Below are 4,606 nucleotides of genomic sequence, written 5' to 3'. Positions count from 1 at the left end.
CGGTGAAGCTCATCAGCACGCCGGCGACACCCGGACCGAACCGGAAGGCGAGGAAGAGCAGGAAACAGGGGAGGACGAAGAGCAGGCCGATCCGGGCCTCGCGGCGCGCCTGCGGCCCGCTGCGACGGCCCCGGCGGGTGGGTTCCGCGACGACTGCCACGGGGATCTCCTTGCGGTACGGGGGAATTGCGGTGGATCGGGGGGTGTGCCCCCGGGGGGTGCGGGGCCGTGGTCCGGGCGCGGCCGGACCACGGCCCCGCAACGGTCAGCGGCCGAGCATCGCCTGCGCGGCCTTCTGTGCGGCGTTCAGCGCGTCCTGCGGGCTCTTCTTGCCGAGCAGCGCGGCCTGGATCTCCGGGGCGAGCACGCCCTGGACCTCACGCGCCTTGTCCTGGAGCGGGCCCACGTCCATGCTCGGCAGGGTGGCGCCGACGGCCGTCTGCAGAGCGTCGTCCGGGTACAGGTCGCCGCCGGACTTGCGGGCCGGGAAGTAGCCGGCGGCCTTCTGCAGTCCGGCCGAGTTCTTCGACTCGGCGACGAAGTTCAGCCAGTCGCCGGTGTTCTTCTTGTCGGCGCCCTTCAGCATCGACAGGGCGCCCACGGTGCCGTATCCGACCGACGCGGTGTCCTTGAGCGGCGGCTGGACGACGATGTTCTCCTTGCCCCAGAAGGGCTCGACGTCCGCCGGGGTGTTCTGCCAGGTGCAGGCGACCTTCCCCTTGGCGGTCGGGGTCTGCTCCAGCTTCGGGGTGGTCGTGACCAGGTCCCGGTCGGTGTAACCGCCGTCGACGAGCTTCTTCAGGTACGTCAGGGCCTTGACGCCGGCCGCGTCGTTGAAGGTGACGTTCTTGCCGTCCTCGGAGAAGACGTCGCCGCCGGCCTGCCAGAGCAGCGGGTAGAAGGTCATGTTCAGTGTCTGCTGGGTGTCACCGCTGTAGCTGGTGGCGTAGTAGCCCTTCTTCTTCAGCTTCGGGGCCAGTGCCTGAAGATCCGCCCAGCTCGACGGGTAGGTCTTCTCACCGATCGCGGCGAACACGCGCTTGTCGCAGATCAGCGGGTTGGCGCTGGTCAGGATCGGAGTGGCGACCGGCTTGCCGTCGACCGTGACGGACTTCAGCGCGAAGTCCGTGTAGTCCGACTTGGCGGAGGCCGGCATGTACTCGTCGGCCGGGACGATGTTCTTGGCGTACTTGGGCAGCTGGTCCGGGATCAGGTAGACCGCGTCGGGGCCCTTGCCGGAGGCGATCGCGGTGGCCAGAGCGGTGTCGCGGTTGGCCCACGGGAAGGTCTCCACCTTCACCTTGACGCCTTCGTGCTTCTTCTCGAACGCCTTGACCAGGCCGTCCCAGTAGGCCTTGTTCTTGGCCTCGTCGAAGATGACCGGGTAGGTCCACATGGTCACGGTGTTGTCGTCGCCGCCGCTGCCGGAACACCCGGCCAGCACACCGGCGGCGAGCGCGGTGGCCAGAACGGGGGCGGCGAGGGCGCGGACTCTGGAACGGCGGGTGAGCAGACGGGACATGAGGTGGTCCTCCGGGAACCTGGGGCGGGGCGGGGAAGAGGGCCTGGTCCGAACGACTGGCCCTTCAGGGGGTGTCACGTGGCCGGGACCGTCTGGACGGTGCCGGTGTGCCGGGCGCGTTCGGCGGCGAACGCCGCGAGATGGCTGCCGAGCGAGGTGGCGGGGCCGGAGCGGACGGCCCCGGCGTCACCGGTGGCGACGGCGGTGACGAACGCCTCGACGAGTGCGGCGTCCCCGCCGCCGTGCCCGTCGGCCGCGTTCGAACCGGACGCGCCGATTTCGTGGACGGTGGACTCGCCGGTCCGGAAGTCCTGCACCGTGACCCGCTCACCGTCGCCGATGAGCCAGCCGTGCGAGCCGAAGATCCGGGTCTGGCGGTGGGTCTGCTCGGTGAACGCGACCATCTGGAAGGTCGCGGTCACCCCGTCCGTCAACTGCATGGCGAGGACCTGGTGGTCCACCACGTCGTTGTCACTGCGGTACGCGCAGACCCCGTAGGGGCCCTCGCGCAGGGCCTGCACGAGACCGGCCTCGTCGGTCGCCTCGGTGACATGGGTGACCGGCCAGACCGCGCCCTTCTCGCGCAGCGTCGGCATGTACAGCTTCAGCGCGCTGTACGGGCAGCCGGACTCGACCGCACAGTCGAGGCAGCGGTCGGCGGACCCGGCCGGGGCGTTCTCGGGCCGGAAGTGCTTCAGTCCGCCGAAGCCGGTGACCTGCTCGATCCGGCCGCCCATGATGTACGTGATCCAGTCCAGGTCGTGGCAGGACTTGGCGAGCAGCATCGGGGAGGAGTCCTTCTCGCTGCGCCAGGGCCCGCGCACATAGCTGTGGGCGTAGTGCCACCAGCCGACCGGCTCCAGATGGTCGAGCGAGACGAGCTGCCCGAGCACACCGGAGTCCACGACGTCCTTCACCAGGTCGGTGTACGGGGTGTACCGCATGACGTGGCAGACGGCGAACAGCACCCCGGCCCGCTCCACCCCCTCGACGATCCGCCGGGTCTCCTCCTCGGTCGGGGCGAGCGGCTTCTCGGCGAGGATCGCGTAACCGGCCCCGGCCAGCGCCAGCACCGGCTCCACGTGGAAGCGGTCCTGGGTGGCGACGATGACGGCGTCGGCGATGCGGTTCTCGACGAGCGGCCGCCAGTCGTCGAATTCGACGGGTGCGCCGGCGGCGGCCCGCGCCGCGGGGCGCGGATCGGCGACGGCGACGAGTTCGGCGCGCTCCGGGTGCGCCTTGATCCACTCGGCGTACGTCAGACCGCGGTTGCCGGCGCCGACGAGTGCGACGCGTACGGGCCGGCCGGTGATCGGGGTATGCGTGGACACGGGGAATCCCTGGTACTCGATGGGCGGGGTGGTCAGAAGCGCAGCGTGGCCGCGGTGTGGGCGACGCGGTCGCCCTCGTCCGGGAGCGCGGTGCGCTCGGTGCCGTCCTCGACGCAGCCGGTGTGCAGCAGATGGCTGGAGCCGCCGAACGCCGCGGGCCGCAGTTCGAGCCGGCCACCGGTGAAGGTGGAGCCGGTGGCCCGGTAGCGGTTGGGCCCCTCGGTGAGCAGCACATGGGCGGTGCCCTTGGGCGCGGTCGAGTCGAGGCCGCCGAGCTGCCAGTCGACGGTGCGTCCGGAGCCGGTACGGGCGAGCAGGGCGCCGTCCTTGTTGGTGCCGGACAGCCGCGTCCCGTCGATGCGCAGCCGCTGGTCCTTCGCCGAGGTCAGCTTGAGACCGGTGTCGCGGAGTTCGCCGCCGAGGACGGTGATGTCGGTGTGCGCGAGCGAGACCGGGGCGGTGTCCTGGGAGCCGGTCAGCGTGCACTGGTCGACGACGAGCGGCCCGGTTCCGTTGAACACCGCGCCGTCCACGCCCTTCAGCGTGGTGCGCTGGAGGGTGAGCGGGGCGGTGACGTTGGACTGGGTGATCTCGGCGCCCGCGGTGAAGGCGAAGGAGGAGTCGGCGATCACGTTGGGCCGGGCGGACAGGTCGGAGGCCCGGGAGACGATCAGCGGACCCGTCGCCGTACAGCCCCGCATCTGCACGCCGTCCGCGTTGACCCAGAGCATTCCTGAGCCGTCCAGGGACTTCTTGCCGATGACCAGGACGTCCTCAAGGGTCAGATCGGTGATCTTGACGCGGGCCACGAACCAGGAGCAGGCGTGCCGGCGTACGGTGATCCGCTTGGCCCGGCCGCCCCAGGCCGCGCCCGAGTTGGCGAACGTCATCAGGCCGGAGTTGCCGGTGTAGGTGAGGTCGTGCTCGAACTGGCCGTGCGTCACGAACGGGCCCTCGTTGTCACCGTCGCCGTGGCAGTTGGTGACGTAGCAGTAGGCCGAGGCCGTGAAGTCGTTGAGGTGACGGGCGTTGGAGGTGTGACAGTCCTCCACGTGCCCGTACAGGCAGTAGATCTGCTGCGTGAGGTAGCCCGCGCCGCCGTAGGTGACGGACTTTGGGTTGGTCAGCGAGCACTGCTCGGTGCGGTAGTACGTGCACCAGCGGCGCATCACCACCGGCCAGAACGTGCCGATGGCCTCGATCCCGGAGACGTCGCAGCGCACCGCGTACTCGTAGGCGACCGGGTGCGAGCCGGTCATCTCGTCCTCGCCCCAGCCCTCGAAGACCATGTTGCGCACATGGGCGCGGTCGACGGGCTCGACGCGGGTCCAGGTGAGCGTGCGGCCTGCGGCCAGGTCCCAGCCGATCTGGTAGTTGACCCGGATGTGCGTGGAGTCGACGACATCGGTGACCTGGACGAGCCGCTGGATCTCCTTCTCGTACTTCCCCGACAGGGCGTTGATCTCCACGGACCACCACTGGCCGACCGAGAACGCCGCCGAGTCGCCGACCTCGAAGAGGTCCGAGAGGTCCGGCATCGGTGCGCTCAGCGTGTGGGTGACGGTGGTGTTCGTGGGGGTGCCGCGGAAGGAGAGGACGGCGCCGAAGGGGTTGTCGTGGGTGTTCTTCTCGATGCCTTCGGTGTGGAGGTGGTGGCCGCCGAAGTCGAGTTCGATGTTGGAGCGGTTCCAGAGGTGGCGTTTGGTGAAGAGGAGGTCGGTGTGGGCTTCGATGCGGTGGACGGTGGGGTCGG

General features: G+C 69.9%; 3 protein-coding genes. All 3 read right to left on the bottom strand.

What is annotated here, in order from left to right:
- Positions 1 to 265: 265 nt before the first annotated feature.
- A complete protein-coding gene (locus J1C73_RS12470; protein ID WP_207316430.1) occupies positions 266 to 1,522 on the bottom strand; it encodes an ABC transporter substrate-binding protein in 1,257 nt (418 codons plus the stop codon).
- Between the two features lie 74 nt (positions 1,523 to 1,596).
- Positions 1,597 to 2,853, bottom strand: coding sequence for a Gfo/Idh/MocA family protein (locus tag J1C73_RS12465; RefSeq protein ID WP_207316429.1), 1,257 nt, complete (start codon positions 2,851 to 2,853; stop codon positions 1,597 to 1,599).
- A gap of 32 nt (positions 2,854 to 2,885) precedes the next feature.
- A partial coding sequence (locus J1C73_RS12460; RefSeq protein ID WP_207316428.1) for a peptidase C14 occupies positions 2,886 to 4,606 on the bottom strand: 1,721 nt, incomplete at its 5' end.

Source organism: Streptomyces laculatispora (assembly GCF_017353455.1).
Lineage (GTDB): Bacteria > Actinomycetota > Actinomycetes > Streptomycetales > Streptomycetaceae > Streptomyces > Streptomyces laculatispora.
Note: the sequence above shows the minus strand (reverse complement) of the source record. Positions and strands in the feature narration are given on the sequence as shown.